Annotated in this window: 2 protein-coding genes; both read left to right on the forward strand. The window is 66.0% G+C overall.

What is annotated here, in order from left to right:
- Positions 1–558: 558 nt before the first annotated feature.
- Positions 559–936 carry a hypothetical protein gene (locus tag AC08ON_RS05515; protein WP_476606681.1) on the forward strand — a complete coding sequence of 126 codons (378 nt, stop codon included), beginning with the start codon at positions 559–561 and terminating at the stop codon, positions 934–936.
- Positions 937–959: 23 nt separating this feature from the next.
- Positions 960–2,069 (forward strand): phosphate ABC transporter substrate-binding protein PstS, encoded by a 1,110-nt coding sequence (gene pstS / locus AC08ON_RS05520; protein ID WP_476606680.1) that lies wholly within the window; start codon positions 960–962, stop codon positions 2,067–2,069.
- Positions 2,070–2,390 lie beyond the last annotated feature (321 nt).

Genomic DNA, 2,390 nt, shown 5'->3' on the forward strand with positions numbered 1-2,390 from the left:
CGTCTGGTTGGTGCCGCCGGCACGGGGTGCGCAGCGCCGGCCCCGGGTCATCCGGCCAACCGGACGCGGCGGTACCCGCGGGCCCCGCGCCATGCGGTCTGCGGCTTGCCGGACCCCGCCGATCCGCCGCGTGACGGGACATCGTCGTCCCGCCACGCGGCGGTGGCTGGCCGTGGCGCGCTTCATCGCCGGGCGGGACGGCTCCCGGTGGGCGGGCGCAGGCGGATGCGCTGGTCGGGTGGAACGGACGGGTCGTGGTGCTCTTCGGCTACGCCGTTGCTTCGGCTACGCCGTTGATGCTGTCAGCCACATCGATGTTGCTTTACAGCAAAGCACGCGAACGCGGGGTTGGCTACCGGCGATCTGTGCTCAGAGTGGACGTCTGGTAACAGAAGACGAAGGTCCTGATCAGCTGCGTAGCGCGGCGCGCGGGTTGGCCGCTTCGCCGGCTCCGTCCCGCTGCGTCGCAGGGCGCGGCGCCCCGGGCCGGACATGACACGCGTCGGTGAACTTTCGATGCTTGCTGCGTCGGAAGGTTGACAGCGACGATGCCGCTCGATGACCATGAATGATCAAGTTCCGAGCGGCTCGGCGTTCTTCCTGTCAGACTCTCGCCTGTTCCTGTCCGTTCTCATTAGGCTCCCGTCCGTTCTCGTCACGCTTCCGTCCGTGACCAATGGTCACTTGTTCACGGCGTTCCGGGCGTGGCGTGATGTTCGGGACGATGGGCGAGAGTGGCTATCTGTCGATCATTTGATGCGCACAGTCATGATCGGATTGGCCATTGGCTGGCTAACCAACCACGAAGCCGGTGATATGGATGTGTTCCGGTTGGTGATGGGTCCGCGTTCGCGGACGTTCACCTTACGTTCATTCGAGGTGGCTTCGATTCTCGTCGGCGCCCCAGTCCAGGGGGCGGACGATTCGGCGCCGTAGCGCGCAAGAACGAAGGGCTGCTCGTGAACCGAGGCAAGCGTCAGGCCGCCATCGGGGCTGCAATGGTGGCACTGCTCACTGTGGCGGCGTGTGGCACCGACGACAACAGTGACTCCGGCGGCACCGAGGCGAAGCCGTCGAACGGGGCGAGCGCGATCGCCTGCGAGAAGGGCTCCATTACCGGATCGGGTTCCTCCGCGCAGAAGAACGCGATGGACGAATGGGTCAAGGCGTACCAGAACGCCTGCGACGGAGCAAAGATCAACTATCAGTCGACGGGGTCCTCGACCGGTCGGCAGCAGTTCGTCGCCAAGCAGGTTTCCTTTGCTGGTTCCGACTCGGCGCTGAAGGACCAGCAGAAGACCGACGCGGACAAGCGCTGTACCCCCGGTACGGCTGTCGACCTGCCGATGGTGGTCGGCCCGGTCGCGCTTATATACCATCTCTCGGGTGTCGACAAGCTCCAGCTGTCTGCCCCGACGATAGCGAAGATCTTCTCCGGTGCCATCACCAAGTGGAACGACCCGGCGATCACGGCGGAGAACAGCGGGGTTACTCTGCCTGACGCGCCGATTGCCTCGGTGCACCGGTCCGACGGTTCCGGCACCACCGACAACTTCACCAAGTTCCTGAAGGGCGCGGCCGGCGCCGCTTGGACCTTCGACTCCGGCTCGGACTGGAAGGCCCCGGGCGGCCAGGGTGCCAAGGGCAGCGACGGGGTGACTGCGACCGTGAAGTCCACCGAGAACTCGATCGGTTATACGGAGCTCTCCTACGCGGAGAACGCCGGGCTGTCCACGGTCGCGGTCAAGAACGGTGCCGGAGAGTACGTCAAGGCGAGCACGGATGGTGCCTCCCTCGGCCTGAGCACCGCGAAGGTTGCCAGCGGTGACGATCTGAAGCTCACCTTCGACTACACCGCGTCAACCAAGGGGGCCTACCCGATCTACTTGGTCACCTACGAGATCGCCTGCACCACGGGTCTCCCGGCCGACCAGGCCAAGCTGGTCAAGTCCTTCCTGACTTACACCGCGTCGGACGCGGGCCAGTCCTCGATCGCCGACCTTGGTTACGCGCCGCTGCCGGACTCGGTAGCGACTCGGGTCCGCGCGGTGGTTGACAAGCTGTCCTGACGTCGATCTGACGCAGCTCCGATCGGACTAGCCGGTGCCCGCGGTGGGGTGAACAGCCCCACCGCGGGCCCGTCATTCGTTGACGACGACGGTGAGAGCAGCCGGGAACGGCCAGCGCATTCAGGCCAGACCAGCAGCACCAGACCAGCAGCACCAGACCAGCCAAGACGGTGACGGCCAGGGCATCTCACGAGCGGGAAGTCGAGTTCGGAGCACCAGGGGAAGAGGACTCATGACGACGGAGCCGGACAGCTCGGCGGACGCCGAGTCTCGGGGTGCCGCTTCGGCGACGGCCCCATCGGGAGGTGATCGGCCGGCCGG

The sequence above is a fragment of the Frankia sp. CoWAU3 genome (assembly GCF_977971855.1).

Coding starts and splice junctions, on each gene's coding strand:
- AC08ON_RS05515 (WP_476606681.1), top strand. CDS start 559: ATGACCATGAATGATCAAGTTCCGAGCGGCTCGGCGTTCTTCCTGTCA.